This window comes from Curtobacterium sp. MCLR17_040 (assembly GCF_003234735.1).
Taxonomy (GTDB): Bacteria; Actinomycetota; Actinomycetes; order Actinomycetales; family Microbacteriaceae; genus Curtobacterium; species Curtobacterium flaccumfaciens.
In genome coordinates this window covers 1-15538 of the sequence record NZ_QKTE01000003.1, presented here as the reverse complement: position 1 = coordinate 15538, position 15538 = coordinate 1, and the positions used below count along the sequence as shown (strand labels likewise).

The 15538-nt window shown below is 70.9% G+C and carries 18 protein-coding genes and 2 tRNA genes; 12 read left to right on the top strand and 8 right to left on the bottom strand.

Features of this window, described 5'->3' with window-relative positions; all coding sequences use genetic code 11:
• Window positions 1–91: 91 nt before the first annotated feature.
• A complete protein-coding gene (locus DEJ01_RS04020; RefSeq protein ID WP_111030580.1) occupies window positions 92–955 on the top strand; it encodes an acyl-CoA thioesterase II in 864 nt (287 codons plus the stop codon).
• Here the strand turns inward: DEJ01_RS04020 and DEJ01_RS04015 are convergent.
• Together DEJ01_RS04015 and ettA are read right to left on the bottom strand one after the other, a co-directional pair.
• Window positions 942–1394 (bottom strand): thioesterase family protein, encoded by a 453-nt coding sequence (locus DEJ01_RS04015; RefSeq protein WP_111092269.1) that lies wholly within the window; start codon window positions 1392–1394, stop codon window positions 942–944. The genes DEJ01_RS04020 and DEJ01_RS04015 overlap by 14 nt on opposite strands.
• A 32-nt stretch (window positions 1395–1426) precedes the next feature.
• Complete coding sequence (gene ettA, locus DEJ01_RS04010; protein WP_111030561.1) at window positions 1427–3112, bottom strand: energy-dependent translational throttle protein EttA; 1686 nt, start codon at window positions 3110–3112, stop codon at window positions 1427–1429.
• Between the two features lie 189 nt (window positions 3113–3301).
• Between ettA and DEJ01_RS04005 the strand changes: the two genes are divergently transcribed.
• Window positions 3302–4039, top strand: coding sequence for a hypothetical protein (locus tag DEJ01_RS04005; protein ID WP_111054842.1), 738 nt, complete (start codon window positions 3302–3304; stop codon window positions 4037–4039).
• Between the two features lie 72 nt (window positions 4040–4111).
• On the opposite strand, the gene DEJ01_RS04000 is transcribed toward DEJ01_RS04005, so the two are convergent.
• The 3 genes from DEJ01_RS04000 to msrA all read right to left on the bottom strand — a co-directional run bounded on the left by DEJ01_RS04000 (window position 4112) and on the right by msrA (window position 5664).
• Window positions 4112–4777, bottom strand: a complete 666-nt coding sequence (locus DEJ01_RS04000) for a single-stranded DNA-binding protein (protein WP_111092268.1) — start codon at window positions 4775–4777, stop codon at window positions 4112–4114.
• Window positions 4778–4896: 119 nt separating this feature from the next.
• Window positions 4897–5100 (bottom strand): hypothetical protein, encoded by a 204-nt coding sequence (locus DEJ01_RS03995; RefSeq protein ID WP_027464651.1) that lies wholly within the window; start codon window positions 5098–5100, stop codon window positions 4897–4899.
• A gap of 36 nt (window positions 5101–5136) precedes the next feature.
• Window positions 5137–5664, bottom strand: coding sequence for a peptide-methionine (S)-S-oxide reductase MsrA (gene msrA / locus DEJ01_RS03990; RefSeq protein ID WP_111092399.1), 528 nt, complete (start codon window positions 5662–5664; stop codon window positions 5137–5139).
• Window positions 5665–5814: 150 nt separating this feature from the next.
• Here msrA and DEJ01_RS03985 point away from each other — a divergent pair, with 150 nt between their 5' ends.
• Both DEJ01_RS03985 and DEJ01_RS18055 read left to right on the top strand, forming a co-directional pair.
• Entirely contained in the window at window positions 5815–6081 is a 267-nt protein-coding gene (locus tag DEJ01_RS03985) for a hypothetical protein (protein WP_017886047.1), read from the top strand.
• Between the two features lie 89 nt (window positions 6082–6170).
• Entirely contained in the window at window positions 6171–7517 is a 1347-nt protein-coding gene (locus DEJ01_RS18055) for a hypothetical protein (RefSeq protein WP_181438348.1), read from the top strand.
• Between the two features lie 62 nt (window positions 7518–7579).
• On the opposite strand, the gene DEJ01_RS03975 is transcribed toward DEJ01_RS18055, so the two are convergent.
• A tRNA-Arg gene (locus tag DEJ01_RS03975) sits at window positions 7580–7652 on the bottom strand.
• A 152-nt stretch (window positions 7653–7804) separates the two neighbouring features.
• Between DEJ01_RS03975 and DEJ01_RS03970 the strand changes: the two genes are divergently transcribed.
• The 3 genes from DEJ01_RS03970 (at window position 7805) to DEJ01_RS03960 (ending at window position 11086) form a co-directional block, all read left to right on the top strand.
• Window positions 7805–8596 (top strand): cytidylyltransferase domain-containing protein, encoded by a 792-nt coding sequence (locus DEJ01_RS03970; RefSeq protein WP_111092267.1) that lies wholly within the window; start codon window positions 7805–7807, stop codon window positions 8594–8596.
• Window positions 8593–9465: an N-acetylneuraminate synthase family protein gene (locus tag DEJ01_RS03965; protein ID WP_071405510.1), complete on the top strand. Its 873-nt coding sequence runs from the start codon at window positions 8593–8595 to the stop codon at window positions 9463–9465. Before DEJ01_RS03970 ends, DEJ01_RS03965 begins: the two co-directional genes overlap by 4 nt.
• A 67-nt stretch (window positions 9466–9532) precedes the next feature.
• A complete protein-coding gene (locus DEJ01_RS03960) occupies window positions 9533–11086 on the top strand; it encodes a DUF6716 putative glycosyltransferase (RefSeq protein WP_111092266.1) in 1554 nt (517 codons plus the stop codon).
• Here the strand turns inward: DEJ01_RS03960 and DEJ01_RS03955 are convergent.
• Both DEJ01_RS03955 and DEJ01_RS03950 read right to left on the bottom strand, forming a co-directional pair.
• Window positions 11030–11290 carry a thioredoxin family protein gene (locus tag DEJ01_RS03955; protein WP_027464648.1) on the bottom strand — a complete coding sequence of 87 codons (261 nt, stop codon included), beginning with the start codon at window positions 11288–11290 and terminating at the stop codon, window positions 11030–11032. The two genes, DEJ01_RS03960 and DEJ01_RS03955, sit on opposite strands and share 57 nt — an antisense overlap.
• 29 nt (window positions 11291–11319) lie before the next feature.
• Window positions 11320–11610, bottom strand: coding sequence for a hypothetical protein (locus DEJ01_RS03950; protein WP_071405508.1), 291 nt, complete (start codon window positions 11608–11610; stop codon window positions 11320–11322).
• Window positions 11611–11693: 83 nt separating this feature from the next.
• On the opposite strand from DEJ01_RS03950, the gene DEJ01_RS03945 reads away from it, so the two are divergent.
• The 5 genes from DEJ01_RS03945 to DEJ01_RS03925 all read left to right on the top strand — a co-directional run bounded on the left by DEJ01_RS03945 (window position 11694) and on the right by DEJ01_RS03925 (window position 15437).
• Window positions 11694–12143 carry a MarR family winged helix-turn-helix transcriptional regulator gene (locus tag DEJ01_RS03945; RefSeq protein ID WP_110864908.1) on the top strand — a complete coding sequence of 150 codons (450 nt, stop codon included), beginning with the start codon at window positions 11694–11696 and terminating at the stop codon, window positions 12141–12143.
• Entirely contained in the window at window positions 12140–13381 is a 1242-nt protein-coding gene (locus DEJ01_RS03940; protein ID WP_111092265.1) for an MFS transporter, read from the top strand. The genes DEJ01_RS03945 and DEJ01_RS03940 overlap by 4 nt, the downstream gene beginning before the upstream one ends.
• A gap of 797 nt (window positions 13382–14178) precedes the next feature.
• Window positions 14179–14817 (top strand): oligoribonuclease, encoded by a 639-nt coding sequence (gene orn / locus DEJ01_RS03935; protein ID WP_111092264.1) that lies wholly within the window; start codon window positions 14179–14181, stop codon window positions 14815–14817.
• A gap of 75 nt (window positions 14818–14892) precedes the next feature.
• A tRNA-His gene (locus DEJ01_RS03930) sits at window positions 14893–14968 on the top strand.
• Window positions 14969–15092: 124 nt separating this feature from the next.
• Window positions 15093–15437, top strand: coding sequence for a metallopeptidase family protein (locus DEJ01_RS03925; RefSeq protein ID WP_035807616.1), 345 nt, complete (start codon window positions 15093–15095; stop codon window positions 15435–15437).
• The last annotated feature ends 101 nt before the right edge of the window (window positions 15438–15538 follow it).

Sequence of the window (15538 nt, the reverse complement as noted above, 5' to 3'; positions counted from 1 at the left end):
GTCGTCCTCGATCCTACTGGCCGTCGACGCCGCCGCACCTGAGCGCGACGACCTGCGACGGGGTCGGGCGGCCGTTCGTAGACTGCACAGCGTGAACGGCGAACCCGACTTCCTGCGGACCCTGCGACTCGAGGACACCGGCGCGAGCACGGGCGAGACGATCCTGACCGGTGCCAGCCACTGGTCCCCCGGCGGACGGGTGTTCGGCGGGCAGGTGCTGGCGCAGTGCATCGTCGCCGCGCAGCGCACGATCGAGGGACGCGACGTCCACTCGATGCACGGCTACTTCCTGCGGCCCGGCGACATCGACGTGCCGATCACCTTCGGGGTCGAGCGCATCCACGACGGTCGTTCGTTCGCGGCCCGACGCGTGCAGGCGTACCAGCGCGGTGTCCCGATCTTCTCGATGATCGCGTCGTTCCAGGTGCCAGACACCGGCATCGAGCACCAGGACCCGTACCCGGTGGACACCCCGGACCCGGAGTCCCTGCCGTCGGCCGCGTCGATCCTGTCCGCGATCGACCACCCGGTCGCACGTGCCTGGGCCGCGCGGTCCATCGACCTGCGCCACGTCGAGGGCCCGGTGTTCGTCGACGTGCAGGGCGAGCACGTGCCGCACCAGGCGGTCTGGTTCCGCGTGCAGGGCGACCTGCCGGACGACCCGGCGCTCCACCGTGCGGTGCTCGGGTACGCGAGCGACCTGTCGATCCTCGAGCCGATCATGCGGCGGCACGGCGTCGCCTGGGGCACCCCGGGGGTCAAGAGCGCGAGCCTCGACCACGCCATGTGGTGGCACCGCGACGGTCGCGCCGACGAGTGGATCCTGTACACGCAGGAGTCCCCGAGCGCACAGGGCGGACGGGGACTCGCGTTCGGCCGGATGTTCTCCCGCGACGGTCAGCTGCTGGCCACCGTCGCCCAGGAGGGCATGATGCGGGTGCCTACGGCCGGCTGAACTGCACCGGTGCCTCGAGGTAGCGCTCGCACGCGGCACGCTCGGTGTCGGTCAGCCGACGCGGACGGTTCGTCGCCGCGTCGACCATCACGAGTGCCGTCGTCGCCCGGGTGTACAGGACGGCGGGGTGCTGCCCCACCGGCGACCAGACCTCGTACGAGACGTCGATGCTCGCGCCCCCGAGCCGCCCGATCCACATCTGGATGTCGAGCGGTTGGCGGAGGTACGGGATCGACGCCAGGTACTCGAGGCGCTGGCCGGCGATCACCGTCATGGTGCCGGAACCCGGCCGACCGTCGATGATCGGCTCGGGCAGGTCACCGTCGGGGTCCTCACCGGGGTCAGCACCCCAGAACCCCACGATGCGCGCCTCTTCGAGGAGGCGCAGCATCGCGGAGTTGTTGACGTGACCGTAGGCGTCGATGTCGCTCCACCGCATGCGGATGGGAGCGTGCAGTCTCGCCACGAGGATCAGTCGCGGGTGAGCTTGCGGTACGTCGCGCGACCGGGCTTCGCGGCATCGGCACCGAGGCGCTCGATCTTGTTCTCCTCGTAGGCCTCGAAGTTGCCCTCGAACCAGTACCAGTTCGGCGTGCCGTCCTCGTTGAGGCCCTCCCACGCCAGGATGTGCGTGGCGATGCGGTCGAGGAACCACCGGTCGTGGGTGATGACCACGGCGCAACCGGGGTACTCGAGCAGGGCGTTCTCGAGGCTGCCGAGCGTCTCGACGTCCAGGTCGTTGGTCGGTTCGTCGAGGAGCAGCAGGTTGCCGCCCTGCTTGAGCGTCAGCGCCAGGTTCAGACGGTTGCGCTCACCACCGGACAGGATGCCGGCGCGCTTCTGCTGGTCCGGGCCCTTGAAGCCGAACTGCGACACGTAGGCGCGGGACGGGATCTCGGTCTTGCCGACCTGGATGTAGTCGAGTCCGTCGGACACGACCTCCCACAGGTTCTTGTTCGGGTCGATGCCACCACGGCTCTGGTCGACGTACGAGATGTCGACCGTGTCGCCGATCTTCAGCGTGCCGCCGTCGAGGGGCTCGAGGCCGACGATCGTCTTGAAGAGCGTGGTCTTGCCGACACCGTTCGGGCCGATGACGCCGACGATGCCGTTGCGGGGCAGCGTGAACGACAGGTCGCCGATGATGACGCGCTCACCGAACTGCTTGCGCAGGTGCTCGGCGTCGATGACCTGCGAACCCAGACGCGGGCCGACCGGGATCACGATCTCCTCGAAGTCGAGCTTGCGGGTGCGCTCGGCCTCGGTGACCATCTCCTCGTACCGGGCGAGACGGGCCTTCGACTTCGCCTGGCGACCCTTGGTGTTGCTCCGGACCCAGTCGAGCTCGGACGACAGGCGCTTCGCGAGCTTGGCGTCCTTCTTGCCCTGGACCTCGAGGCGAGCACGCTTCTTCTCGAGGTAGGTCGAGTAGTTGCCCTCGTACGGGTACAGGCGGCCGCGGTCGACCTCGGCGATCCACTGGGCGACGTGGTCCAGGAAGTACCGGTCGTGGGTCACGGCGAGGACGGCACCGTGGTACTGCTGCAGGTGCTGCTCGAGCCAGAGCACGCTCTCGGCGTCGAGGTGGTTGGTGGGCTCGTCGAGGAGGAGCAGGTCGGGCTTCTGGAGCAGCAGCTTGCAGAGCGCGACGCGGCGCTTCTCACCACCGGACAGGTGGGTGACGAGTTCGTCCCCCGGAGGGCACTGCAGCGCGGCCATGGCCTGCTCGAGCTGGGAGTCGAGGTCCCACGCGTCGGCGGCGTCGATGTCCTCCTGCAGGGTGCCCATCTCGGCCAGGAGCGCGTCGAAGTCGGCGTCCGGCTCGGCCATGAGCGCCGAGATCTCGTTGAAGCGTGCGAGCTTGCCGTGGATCTCGCCCACGCCCTCCTGCACGTTCTCGAGCACGGTCTTGCTCTCGTCGAGCTCCGGCTCCTGCATGAGGATGCCGACGCTGAAGCCCGGCGTGAGCTTCGCCTCGCCGTTGGACGGCTGGTCGAGACCCGCCATGATCTTCAGGATCGTCGACTTGCCCGCGCCGTTCGGTCCGACGACGCCGATCTTGGCACCGGGGAGGAACGACATCGTGACGTCGTCGAGGATCAGCTTGTCGCCGACCGCCTTGCGGGCGCGGACCATCTGGTAGATGTACTCAGCCATATCGGCCCCAAGTGTAGTGACACCGTCGGAGCACCGCTCGCCCGACGCCGGATCGCCGCTTCCCGCACCTGTACGAACAAGCCTGTTGTTCGCGACACGGACGACGTAGCTTGGCCTCACCCCGCTACCTCGGGCCCGTCGCCCACCACGACGAGGACCAGGATCAGGACCACGGACAGGACGAGGACCATGACCACGCACACGACCACGACCCCGTCGCGGCTCCGCCGCCTCGCACTCCCCTTCGTCGGAGCGATCGCACTCACCGTCGCGCTCATCGCCCCGGTGTCGCCGGCATCGGCCGCCGGTGCCGTGCCGAAGGGCAGCCCCTACCTGCTGTACACGGCGAGCATCAGCGCCAACGGCACGGGCACCGGCTACTCGTCGTACATCAACGTGCACGACGCCCACAACAACGCCTACGCGTTCGGGATCCAGTCGGACAAGGGCTCCCCGCAGAGCAAGGGCAAGCCGCGCTACATCTGGGAGCGCGTGCAGAACGGCAAGTTCACCTACGGCTACCTGGGCCCGGCCACCAACAAGCTCACGCCCATCGGCATGCGCTGGTACAAGAACGACGTCGCGACGATGATCGTGAACCACAAGACGATCGGCACCCTCAAGCTCAACCTCGACGGTCGCCTGTTCTTCAACGCCGAGGCCAACGCCCGCCTGAACGGTGACGTCGTGCACTCGACGGTGCAGAACACCCGCATCACGGTCGGTGACCGCAAGTCGAACACGGGCCTGAACGGCAAGTGGGACACGAGTTTCTCGTTCCACGGACTGAAGGCGAAGCAGACGAACAGCCCGCGGGTGCAGGGCGCCAGCTTCACGATCGACGGCCGCGTGACCGGGCTGCCCCGCGGCGGCAACTGGGACACCGCCCAGGTCTCCGGCATCGGGATGATCGCCCAGAAGTGGTGACCGACGCGACGCGGTGAACCGCACGCGTCCCCGGCGGCCTGACGCGCACCCCGACTCCGGTCGGCGTGCGGGTCAGGACGCTTCGGCGTCGTGGGCGTGGTCGTCGAGGGGTGGCGCGGGGTCCCAGGGGGCGGCGTCCTGTTCGAGGACGTGCTCGGACGGCCCCGCGGGCTCCTCGCCGTCGCCGAGCGGCGGTGCCCCGTGCTCCCCGTCGACGTCACCGTCACCGTCCGGACCGTGCTCGGTCGCCGGTGCGTGGTCGTGCGGACCGTCCGGCTCCGCCCCGTGACCGGCGCCGTGCCCCACGGGGTCGCGGACCTCGCCGGTGCGGGGGTCCACCCCGCGCAGACCACCCTGCCCCGAGGCGCCGTCGCCGACCTGCCGCGGCACCCGCAGCCAGTTGCTGATCCCCCACGCCAGGTCGTGGCCGATTCCGTCGGCGTCGATCTCGACCGAGGTCCCGCCGCGACCGTCGCGTTCCCACGTGCGGATGCGGACCCGTCCGGCGACGACGATCCGGTCGCCCTTCTTCAGGGACTTGTACACGTTCGACGCGAGCGACCGGAACGCGGTGACGGTGTACCAGTTGGTGGCGCCGTTGACCCAGGCGGCGGTGGCCCGGTCCCAGCGGCGCGAGGGTGAGGCGAGTCGGAGACTCGTGATGGCGATGCCGGTCTCGGTGACGAGGTGCCGGGGCTCGGTGGCGACGATTCCGCAGACGGTGATGATGTCGTTCATGCGTCGATCGTCACGGAGCCCGGGGTCGTGTCAGCGACCCCGGGCTCGATCTGTGGCGTGTGGACCCGTTCAGGCGACCTGTGGAGGACGAGTCCCCCGGGCCTCCTGTCCGGACCCGGTCAGTGCGCTCGGAACTCGGGCCGGGCGGCCAACGGTCCGAGCGCGGCGTGGACCGCGCCCTTCGCGGACTCGAGGGACGGGTACGGCCCGCCCGCCCGTCGTCGCCCGTAGAGCTCGACCTGGAACCCGTCCGCCGCGCGGTGGATGCTGCCCACCGCTCCGGCCGGACCGATCGCGACCCAGGTTCCCGTGTTGTCCGTCATGTCGAACCACCTCCTCGTGGCCCTGCCGCCCCGGGGTCAGGACGCCAGGATGTACTGACTGTAGGCCTTCCGGACCTTGTTCACCTTGGGCAGCGCGACTGCGAGGCAGTAGCCCTGCCCGGGGTTCTTCGCGAAGAAGTCCTGGTGGTACTCCTCTGCCGTGTAGACCGTCGAGAGCGGCTCGATGGTGGTGACGATGCCGCCGTCCCAGATGTCCGACGCCCGCTCGATGGCGCGCTCGAACAGCTCGCGCTGCGTGTCGTCGGCCGGGAACATCGCCGAGCGGTACTGCGTGCCGACGTCGGCCCCCTGGCGGTTCAGCTGCCGGGGGTCGTGCAGCGTGAAGAAGACGTCGAGGATCACGTCAGCCGGGATCACCGACTCGTCGAACGTCACCGCGACCGCCTCGGCGTGGCCCGTCGTCCCGGTGCACACCAGTTCGTACGAGGGGTCCTCGACCCGTCCGCCGACGTAGCCCGACACCACGTCCTGCACACCCTGGAGCGTGCGGTACACGGCGTCGAGACACCAGAAACATCCACCTGCGAGCACGAACGTGGTCATGTCCACAACCTCTCTCCGGGCTGCCCGTGCAGCCCCGTCGTTCCTCCACAACAGTGTGCGCGGGGACCCTGTTCCCCAGATCGGACGTTGCCCCTCGGCGTGTCGGTGGTCCCCCGTAGCGTCGGCACCACACCGACCAGGAGGCCAGCGATGCAGACCATCACCGAACCCGCACTGCGGATCCGCACCGTCCCGCTGGCCCGTGCCCGGGGCGACTACCGCATCCTGGACGTCCGCGACGACCTGAGCCGGGTCACCCGGGCCAACGGAGAGATCGTCGGGTACGTCGACCGCATCGACGTCGCCGGCGACACCGCCTACCGTGCCCGCCGGTACGTCGCGACCGAGCGCCGGTTCGTCGAGCTGCCGAGCGTGTGGTCCGCCGACGACGCCGTGGACACCCTGCGCTGGTCATGATGTTCCACATTGGAATCATCTGCGCCGGGATGCACGGAACGCCGTCCGGCCTCCCCGACGCCTGACCGTTCCGTGGGTATGGTGCGCGCATGGACTGGTGGAACGACCTGACCGACTGGACTTCGTCCGACACGGGTTGGCGGGTGCTCTCGGGCGCTGTGATCCCCTTCGTCGCCATCGTCGTGGCGGGCGTCATCGCGGCGCTCATCGGGCGCAGCGCGACCAAGCGGGTCGTGGCGCTCCAGGAGCGGGAATCGAAGAACGCGGCCGTCGCCGCGATCCTGACGGCTGCGCGCAAGGCAGCGGCGTGGGGATCGCTCGGACACGACGAGCGTGCGTACGCGGACCACCTCGCCGAGGACGCCGACATCCGGCTGCGCCTGCTCCCCGTGCAGGGTGCGCCGCTGGCCGCCAACTGGGCCCAGCACGAGATCGCCGACATCAAGAAGAACTCGTCGACGTTCAGCTTCCAGGCCGACCAGTCCCTCGCCGAGTTCCGTGACCGCCTGCTCGACTGGCAGGCGCGGCCGAGCCGTGCGCGCAAGCTCTTCAAGGCCGACCTCGAGCGCTGGAAGTTCGAGTCCCCGGACCCCGACGCCGACCTGATCAAGCGCCAGCAGGACTGGAACGCCGACCAGGCCGAGCCCCCGCGCACGCAGGCACAGGCACAGGCACAGGCCCCGGCGCCGGCTGCTCCCGCCGAGCGTCCCACCCCGACGACGACTTCCTTGCGTCCGGCGCAGCGCCCAGCGTCCGCACCCTCGACTCCTCCGGCGCCGACCGCTGCCGCTGCCGCTGCCGCAGCCGCAGCCGGTGCTGCCGCGCCCGCTGCGTCTGCCGGGGCCGCCGGCGGGTCGACCCCGTCATTCTCCGTGAACCGTGGTGCCGCCACGAACCCGAACCGCGGCAGCGCCGACCAGAACGCCACGCGCTCCTTCGGTGAGAACACCACCCGCGTCTACGGCGACGACGAGGCTGCACCCCCGGTCCGTCCGGCGCTCGGCACCCCGACCTCGCCCGCCCGCTCCGTCCAGGGCCGCGGCACGGACGACACCGAGGTCGTGGACGATGGCAGCGCCACGCGGGCCTTCGGCGACGCGAGCGCCACTCGCGCGTCCGGCGACGCTGGCGCCACCCGCGCCTTCGGTGACTCCGACCGCGCTCCGCGGAACGACCGTCCGTCCTCGTCCGACCGCCCCGTCGCGACGCCCACCGCGGCCGACGCCCACGTCAACCGGGCGCCCGCGAACGACGTCCCGCCCGCATCGGCACCCCGGGTCGACACCCCCGGCGCGACGAACACCACGTCCGTCCCGACGCGTCTGAACCAGGCCCCTGCCGAGCCCGCCGACGCGAACGAGACCTCGGAGGCGCCGTACACGCAGCCGATCAGCGCCGCCGAACTCCGACGCCGCGCCGCGGACGACGACGAGTAACCACCCCCACGACGAGAACAGGGCCGCCATCCGGAGAGGATGGCGGCCCTGTTCGTCTTCGGCGCCCCCGGCAGGAATCGAACCCGCGGCACGGTGGGTAGAAACCACCTGCTCTATCCACTGAGCTACGGAGGCGAGCAGCGTCGATTGTAGCCGCGAGCGGCCACCGGACGCTCGATGCGCGCCCCGCCGCGTCTCCGTGACAGGACCCGGCGGTCGCCCAACGGTCGGCCACCGTCTGCTCCCCGTTCCCCTGCGCGACACCCGCGCTTCGTAGCGTCCGGGGCATGCGCACCACCGGTTCCGTCCTCGCCGTCGTGCCCGCACGTGCCGGGTCGAAGGGGATCCCCGGCAAGAACCTGCGCACGGTCGCGGGACGTTCGCTGGTCCGTCGGGCGGTCGACTCGGCACGACGTGCAACGCGCATCGACCAGGTGGTCGTCACGACCGACGGCGACGCCATCGCTGCCGAGGCCGTCGCGGCCGGTGCCGCCGTGGTCCGCCGTCCGGCCGAGCTCGCCGGTGACGAGGCGTCCTCGGAGTCCGCCCTGCTGCACGTCCTCGACGCGATCAGCACGCCGCTGCCCGAGGTCCTCGTGTTCCTGCAGGCGACCTCGCCGTTCATCGACCCGGCCGACCTCGACGCCGCCGTCGCGCGCGTGATCGACGGGCACGCCGACGCAGTGTTCGCCGCCACGCCGTCGCACGCGTTCCTGTGGCGGACCGCCCCGGACGGCACCGCGGTCGCGGTGAACCACGACGCTGCGACCAGGCCCCGCCGGCAGGACCGGGAGCCCGAGTACCGCGAGACCGGCGCCTTCTACGTGATGCGGACGGCGGGGTTCCTCGAGAACCGGCACCGGTTCCACGGCCGCGTCGAGCTGGCCGTCGTCGACGGTGCGGGCGCGATCGACATCGACGACGAGGCCGACCTGGCCCTCGCCGAAGCCCTCGCCGAAGCGCCGGGCGCGCCCGGCGCGCTGACCGACGCACGCGTCGGCGACCCGGCCCCAGCACCCACCACGACCCGAGACCCATCCCCGACGCGGGCCACCCCCGCACCGAACGGAGCACCATGACCGTCACCATCGGTACGTCCACGATCGGCGCGGGCCACCCCGCGTACCTCATCGGCGAGATCGGCCTCAACCACAACGGCGACGTCGACATCGCGAAGCAGCTCATCGACGTCGCTGCCGACGCGGGCCTGCAGGCCGTGAAGTTCCAGAAGCGCACTCCCGCGATCTCCACGCCGGAGCACATGAAGAACACCCCGCGCAGCACCCCGTGGGGCGACATGACCTACCTGGAGTACCGCTACCGGGTCGAGTTCGACCGCGACCAGTACATCGAGATCGGTGACCACGCGACCCTCCGCGGGCTCGACTGGTTCGCGTCGCCGTGGGACGAGCCGTCGGTCGACTTCCTCGAGGACCTCAACGTCGTCGCCTACAAGATCGCCTCGGCGTCCGTCACCGACCTCGGCATGCTCGCCGCCGTCGCCGCGACCGGCAAGCCCGTCATCCTGTCGACCGGCATGTCCACGCTCGAGCAGATCGACGCCGCCGTCGAGGCCCTCGGCACCGACCGCCTCGTCCTCATGCACGCGACGTCGACCTACCCGCTGCCGGCCGAGGAGGCGAACCTCCGCATGATCGACACCCTCGCCCACCGCTACGCGGGCGTCCCCGTCGGCTACTCCGGCCACGAGCCCGGCCTGCAGATCTCCATCGCCGCGGTCGCCCTCGGTGCCACGGCCGTCGAGCGCCACATCACGCTCGACCGCACGATGTGGGGCTCCGACCACGCTGCATCGCTCGAGCCGCACGGCCTGAAGACGCTCGCCCGTGACATCCGCATCATCGAGACCGCCCTCGGCGACGGCGTCAAGAGGATCTTCCCCGGCGAGCAGGCACCGCTCGCGAAGCTGCGTCGCGTCGGCGCGTGAGCGGATGCAGTCCCCATCCGACCGCCGGCGAGCAGGCACCGCTCGCGAAGCTGCGTCGCGTCGGCGCGTGACCGGCCCGGTCGACGGGACCAGCGCCCTGGACGCGCCGGCTGACGGCGGTGGGTCGACGGGCGGACGGGAGGCGCGCCTCCCGTCCGCCGCGTCACCACGCGTCCGACGCGTGGTCGGCCTGGTCGACACCGACTCGTTCGCGAAGTGGGGCGCCCACCTGCTGGCGAGCGCCCCGGCGGACTGGGACCTGGAGCTGCGCACCGTGGCGACCCCGCGGTCGGCGAGCACGAAGCAGCTGCGGTCGGCGTTCCGCGGGCTGGACCGGCGCCTCGCCCACCTGCACCGCGAACCGCCCGCGCCGAAGGACGTCGACGCCGTCGTCGAGGAGCTCCGACAGGACCCGCCGGACGCCGTCCTGGTGTCGTTGATCGGACCGGTGGCCGAGCTCGTGATCGACGAGGTGCACCGGCGGATCCCGGACCGGCCGGTGCTGGTGTCGGGGCTGCCGGGGATCTCGTTCCCGTCCAAGTGGAAGGGCATCTTCTTTCGTGCCCGGGCCGACCTGTTCGTGCTGCACAGCCATCGTGAGGTCCGCGCGTACGAGGAGATGGCGCGCGAGGGCGGCGTCGAGCCGCACTTCGCGCTCGCCACGCTGCCCTTCGCGCGGGGTGCCGGCGCGACCGGCGGTGCCGGCGCAAGCGATGGTGCGGGCTCGACGGGCCGCGACTCCGTCGTCTTCGCTGCGCAGCCGAGTGTGCCGTTCGAGCGGGCCGACCGGGCACTCGTCGTGCGGTGGCTCGTCGAAACGGCGCGGGCGCACCCGGAGTGGCGCGTCGTCATCAAGACGCGCGCTGCGGCCGGTGAGCACCAGACGCACCGCGAGGAGCACCCCTACCCGGACCTGGTGCCCGCGGACGCGCCGACCAACCTCGTGGTGGAGAGCGGCCCGATGGCCGAGCACCTCGACCGGGCGGTGGCGCTCGTGACGATCAGCTCGACCGCGGTGCTCGAGGCGGCGGCGCGAGGCGTGCCCGCGCTCACGCTGACCGACTTCGGGATCGGGCGGCACCTGATCAACGAGGTGTTCGTGGGGAGCGGCCTCGAGGGTGACGCCGTCGACCTGGTCGACGGACGGTTCGGTGTCGTCCGGCCGGAGTGGATGCGGGACAACTACTTCCACCCGGCCGCGGAGGACGACTGGCAGCACCGGCTCGTGGAGCTCATGGCCCGACGGGACGCCGGCACGTTGGTGGACCGAGCACCGGCACGGCGGAGTCGTGGTGGGGTGCTGCGACGCGCGTGGGAGCGGAAGAACGCCCTCGGTGGGGCCGATCGCAGCCCGCTCGGGCTGGTGGCACTGGGCATCGGGGCGCCGATCCGGGGCGCGAAGCGTCTGGCACGACGCGTGCGGGCGCTGGTCGATCCGCCGGAGCCCGTGGTGGTGGCGGCGCCGACGTCGCAGCGTGCGGGGGCGCGGGCCGCTGTGCCCGCGCCGGGGACCGCCGCTGGGACGGCTGCGGCGGCGGCTGCCCCGGCCGCGGCGGCGGCTCGTTCAGAGCGCCTTGGCCACCGCGAGCAGGAGTTGGTCACGGGTCGGGACGCCGGGTGAACGGAAGACCTCGGTGCCGTCGTCCTGCCGCACGATGATCGTGGGCGTGGACCGGATACCGAGGTCTTCCGCGTCGTCGGGGTGTGCCGCCACGTCGCGTTCGGTCACGGTGAGCCCGGGGACGAGCGCCGAGGCCTCGGCCGACACCCGGCGGGCGGCGGCGCACGGCGCACAGAAGGCGGACGTCCAGAGGTCGAGCTGCATGTGGTCCTGCAACGCGGCGGGTGGGGGTTCTACTCCCGGTCGAACTCGCCGCTGCGGTCGCCGCGGTCCTGCAAGTCGTCGACCGGGTCGGACTCGCCGGGCTCGTAGGTGAACTCGACCGAGATCTGGTCGAGGACCTGGCGGGACTTGGTGGCGCGGTAGGTGAAGGCCGTCTGCAGGCCCTCGACGTCGGCGAACACCGTGACCTCGTCGTCCAGCGCGTCGCTCGTGGCGGTGCGGGTGTCGGTCGTGCCGTCGAAGGGGCCGCCGTGGAAGATCGCGGTGTACTCGTCGCCTTCGTGGATGGTGATGTCGCTCATGCCTCCCTTCTACCAGGCGGCGGCTGGTGCAGTCTGTCCAGCCCGTCGTTGCGCTATGCATAGCACGGCTATATAGTTCAGCTATGGAAACACCGCGTGAGCAGACGATCGAGACCCTCCTCGTCTCCGTCAACCGCCTGATCCGCAGCGCCGTCCAGTCGACGGGCAACACCACGTCCACCGCGGTCTGGCGCACGCTCGGCATCCTCGAGACCGACGAACCCCTGCGACTCGGAGAACTGGCCGCCGCCTCCCGTGTGGCGCAGCCCACGATGACCCGACTCGTCGCCGGCATGCTCGCCGACGGCCTGGTCAGCCGCAGCGTCGACCCGGACGACTCCCGCGGGCAGCTCATCGAACTCACCGAGGCCGGACGCGAACGACTCGCTTCCTGGCGCTCCACCCTCACCAGCACGGTCGGTCCGTTGTTCGCCGACCTGACCGACGACGACTGGGACGTCCTGCACCACGCGGCGAACCTGATCGCCCAGCGCACCCGGACAACCCCCAACGGAACGGAGATCCCCGCGTGAACGCCCACGCACCCGCCGGCCAGTCCGGCTCCATCCTCAAGCAGTCGTCCGCGGTCTGGGCGATCGCCTTCGCCTGCGTCGTCGCGTTCATGGGCATCGGGCTCGTCGACCCGATCCTCCCGGCGATCGCGGCGTCCCTCAAGGCGACCCCCGCGCAGACCGAACTGCTCTTCACGAGCTACCTCGCCGTCACCGGCGTCGCGATGTTCTTCACCAGCTGGGTCTCCAGCCGCATCGGTGCGAAGCGCACCCTGCTCATCGGACTCGCCCTGATCGTGCTCTTCTCGGTGCTCGCGGCGACGTCGAACAGCGTGTGGAGCATCATCGACTTCCGTGCCGGCTGGGGCCTCGGCAACGCGCTCTTCATCTCCACCGCGCTCGCGACCATCGTCGGGGCAGCGTCCGGCGGCACCGCCTCGGCGATCATCCTGTACGAGGCAGCACTCGGCCTCGGCATCGCCGTCGGTCCCCTGGTCGGAGGTCTGCTCGGCTCGGTGAGCTGGCGCGGCCCGTTCTTCGGCGTCACGACCCTGATGGCCGTCGCGTTCATCGCCATCGTCGCCCTGCTGAAGACCGGCAGCCTCGAGAAGCCCACGCCGACGAAGCTCTCCGCTCCCTTCCGCGCCCTGACCCGTCCGGCACTCGCCGCCCTCGCCGCGACCGCGCTGTTCTACAACATCGGCTCCTTCGTCCTGCTGGCGTACACGCCGTTCCCACTCGGCTTCGGCGCCCTCGGCATCGGGTTCACGTTCTTCGGCTGGGGTGTCGGTCTCGCGATCACGTCGGTGTGGGTCGCCCCGATGCTCACCGCCCGGATGCGGAGGACGACGGTGTTGAAGATCGCGCTGCCCTTGCTCGCGCTCGACCTGTTCGCCGCGGCCCTCGTCGTCCGCTCCCAGGTCGGCCTGATCATCTGCGTCGTCATCGGTGGCCTCGTGCTCGGTGTCCTGAACACCGTGCTCACCGAGTGCGTCATGGAGGCCACCGACCTCCCCCGCTCCGTCGCCTCGAGCGCCTACTCCGCCGTCCGCTTCATCGGCGGCGCCATCGCCCCGCCCGTCGCGACCCTGCTCGCCGACGCGTACTCCCCCTCGGCCGCGTACGTGTTCGCGGGTGCATCCGTCGCGGTCGCCTTCGTCGTGATCCTCTGCACCACCAGGGTCCTCCGCCGCGTCGACGACGGTCCCGAGCCGGAGCGCGTCGAGGCCGAGGCCATCACCGCCGGCGACATGGCCTAGCCGCCGAGGGGCGCGGTGGGGGCCTTCCCCCTTCCCCCCCTTTTCCCCACTTCTCCACGAACGGGCGAAATGCCGGAGTGTCCCCCGTGGGCACCCCGGCATTTCGCCCGTTCGTGCGTCCGCGCGGGGGCTCGCTCGCCCCTCGTTCCACGCTCCACCCGCGAGCGGGCGAAATGCCCGGCTTCGACCGCAGAGCGAGTCCGGCATTTCGCCCGCTCGTGCGGGGCTGGCCAGAACCGTGCGGCAGGCGGGGTGGAGAGCGACTGCCGGGAGGCGCGGGGCGGCCTGCCGGGGTCGCCACGGGCCTCCAGGGAGCCGCCTGCGGTGCCCGCGGCTCGCGTCCCGGACGAGCGGGCGAAACATCCGGGTCCGTCCGCAGGGCGACCGCGGCATTTCGCCCGCTCGGCTGGACGCGGGCGGGGCGGAGCCGCGACCGCAGCGCGGCCGCAGTCGGCGAGCGGGCGAAATGCCCGGGTGCGTCCGCCGGGCGACCGCGGCATTTCGCCCGCTCGTGGTGAGGAGGCGGGAGCGGGCGGGATCGGCGCGGCAGGCGGGGTGGAGGGCGACCGCCGGGAGGCGCGGGTCGGCCTGCCGGGGTCGCCCCGGCCCTCCAGGCGGCCGCCTGCACCGCATGCGGCTCGCGTCCCGGACGAGCGGGCGGAATGTCCGGGTGCGTCTGCAGGGCGACCGCGGCATTTCGCCCGCTCGCGCATCCGACGCACGGAACGGGCGGGCACGCGTGGGCGGGCGCAGCGGCACGTACGGGACGCACGCGGGTCGGGAATAGGATCGAGGACATGGCAACCGCGAATGACCGCCTCGTCTGGATCGACTGCGAGATGACCGGCCTCGACCTCGAGGTCGACGAACTCGTCGAGGTGGCCGTGGTCATCACCGACTTCGACCTCGAGCCCGTGCACCCCGGGTTCGACATCGTCATCAAACCGGACCAGTCGGCGCTCGACAACATGAACGAGTTCGTGACGAACATGCACGTCACCTCGGGGCTCATCGACGAGATCCCGAACGGCGTGAGCCTGGCGGACGCCGAGTACCAGGTGCTCGAGTACATCCTCGAGCACGTCCCCGCCGAGGGCTCCGCCCCCCTCGCCGGCAACACCATCGGCACCGACCGTGCGTTCCTGTCGAAGTACATGCCGCGGGTCGACGGGCACCTGCACTACCGCAGCGTCGACGTGTCGAGCATCAAGGAGCTCTGCCGCCGCTGGTTCCCCCGCGTGTACTTCAACGCGCCGGAGAAGCACGGCGGACACCGGGCCCTCGCGGACATCCTCGAGTCGATCCGCGAGCTCGAGTACTACCGCCGCGCCGGCTTCGTCGCCGAGCCCGGCCCGAGCACGGACGACGTGCGTGCCGTCCAGGCCGACGTCGTTTCGAAGTGGGAGTCACGGCTGGCGCAGCCCGCGGCCGAGTAGTGACACGGGTGGTCCGCACCCCGTCCCGCATGTACTACTATTGAGTGGTCGCGCCGGTCCGCCGGTTCGAACATGGTGGATATAGCTCAGTTGGTAGAGCGCCTGGTTGTGGTCTAGGAGGTCGCGGGTTCGAGACCCGTTATTCACCCCAGTCGAGGGAGAGTCCTGTTGCGTGTGACGCAACCGGGGCTCTCCCTCAGTGTTTTTCTGGTCGCCTCCGGCGCCGTGCGGCTTCGCCGCGAGTGGTCAGCGCGGTGTGGGACGATCCACCCGTGATGGAGATGTCCGCCGACGCGTTCGAGCAACTCGTGACCGACGAACTCGACCTGCTCCCCGACGAGATGGTCGACGGGCTCGACAACGTGGTGTTCGTCGTCGAGGACGAACCGGAGAACGGCGAAGAGCTCTTCGGCGTGTACGACGGCATCGCAGCCACCGAGCGCGGACAGTACGGCTTCGGCGAGCTGCCCGACCGCATCGTGGTGTTCCGCAAGCAGCACCTGGCCGAGTGCGACACCGTCGAGGAGCTCAAGGACGAGGTGCACACCACCCTCGTGCACGAGATCGGCCACTTCTACGGCATCGACGACGAGCGGCTGCACGAGCTCGGCTGGGCGTAGCGGCAGCCGCCGCAGCCCCGGCAGCCCACGCACCTCAGAACCGCGTCGGCCCCACCTCGTGGTACTTCTCCCACGCCCCCTGTCTCTTATACACATCTCCG

Bases quoted from the DNA above. Each gene is read 5' to 3' on its own strand.
- orn (WP_111092264.1), top strand. From the start codon at position 14,179: ATGGCAACCGCGAATGACCGCCTCGTCTGGATCGACTGCGAGATGACC.
- DEJ01_RS04015 (WP_111092269.1), bottom strand. From the start codon at position 1,394: ATGCGGTGGAGCGACATCGACGCCTACGGTCACGTCAACAACTCCGCG.
- DEJ01_RS03955 (WP_027464648.1), bottom strand. From the start codon at position 11,290: ATGCAGCTCGACCTCTGGACGTCCGCCTTCTGTGCGCCGTGCGCCGCC.
- DEJ01_RS04005 (WP_111054842.1), top strand. From the start codon at position 3,302: ATGACCACGCACACGACCACGACCCCGTCGCGGCTCCGCCGCCTCGCA.
- DEJ01_RS03965 (WP_071405510.1), top strand. From the start codon at position 8,593: ATGACCGTCACCATCGGTACGTCCACGATCGGCGCGGGCCACCCCGCG.
- msrA (WP_111092399.1), bottom strand. From the start codon at position 5,664: ATGACCACGTTCGTGCTCGCAGGTGGATGTTTCTGGTGTCTCGACGCC.
- DEJ01_RS03970 (WP_111092267.1), top strand. From the start codon at position 7,805: ATGCGCACCACCGGTTCCGTCCTCGCCGTCGTGCCCGCACGTGCCGGG.
- DEJ01_RS04000 (WP_111092268.1), bottom strand. From the start codon at position 4,777: ATGAACGACATCATCACCGTCTGCGGAATCGTCGCCACCGAGCCCCGG.
- DEJ01_RS03925 (WP_035807616.1), top strand. From the start codon at position 15,093: ATGGAGATGTCCGCCGACGCGTTCGAGCAACTCGTGACCGACGAACTC.
- DEJ01_RS18055 (WP_181438348.1), top strand. From the start codon at position 6,171: ATGGACTGGTGGAACGACCTGACCGACTGGACTTCGTCCGACACGGGT.
- DEJ01_RS03945 (WP_110864908.1), top strand. From the start codon at position 11,694: ATGGAAACACCGCGTGAGCAGACGATCGAGACCCTCCTCGTCTCCGTC.
- DEJ01_RS03950 (WP_071405508.1), bottom strand. From the start codon at position 11,610: ATGAGCGACATCACCATCCACGAAGGCGACGAGTACACCGCGATCTTC.
- DEJ01_RS03985 (WP_017886047.1), top strand. From the start codon at position 5,815: ATGCAGACCATCACCGAACCCGCACTGCGGATCCGCACCGTCCCGCTG.
- DEJ01_RS03995 (WP_027464651.1), bottom strand. From the start codon at position 5,100: ATGACGGACAACACGGGAACCTGGGTCGCGATCGGTCCGGCCGGAGCG.
- ettA (WP_111030561.1), bottom strand. From the start codon at position 3,112: ATGGCTGAGTACATCTACCAGATGGTCCGCGCCCGCAAGGCGGTCGGC.